General features: G+C 53.4%; 1 pseudogene. It reads right to left on the bottom strand.

What is annotated here, in order from left to right:
- A pseudogene (locus tag EOA23_RS35275) lies at positions 1-594 on the bottom strand (KamA family radical SAM protein); the annotation flags it as partial.

Genomic DNA, 594 nt, shown 5'->3' on the forward strand with positions numbered 1-594 from the left:
ATACACGTAGTATGGCTGGATATGCAGGTGTGATAGCTTTTTAATGAGCATTTTCATGACCTCGGGATCGTCATTGACCCCAGCCATGAGAACGGACTGGTTGCGCATCCTGATGCCCCGCTTGAAAAGAAGATCTGCAGCCGCAATCGTGTAGCCGGTGATTTCTCGCGGATGATTGAAATGGGTGTGAAATGAAATCTCCACGCCCTGATTGCGGCCTGCATCGGCGATTTTCACGAGGGCATCGGTCCATTCATGATCGCTCGTGATTTTCATAGGCAGTACGGCGAGGCCTTTCGTCGCGAACCTAATCCGGCGAATTGAGGAGATGGACAGAAGCCCCATGCCGATCGCTGAAAGTCTGGAGGCTTTGAGTCGAAAGCAATCTCCTCCCGATACAACCACGTCAACGATGGTTGGCGTCGCGCGAAGATAGGCCAGGATATTATTCCATCGGCTCTGGAATGGTGGCGCCCTCTTCTTTGAGACCAGTCGCGTGTCTAGACCCACGCCGTAGCTTCGGGTGCAAAAACGACAGTAGACCGGGCAGCGATCCGTCGCGAGTAAAAGCGCCTTGTCCTGATATCGATGCAC

This window comes from Mesorhizobium sp. M2A.F.Ca.ET.042.01.1.1 (assembly GCF_003997405.1).
Lineage (GTDB): Bacteria > Pseudomonadota > Alphaproteobacteria > Rhizobiales > Rhizobiaceae > Mesorhizobium.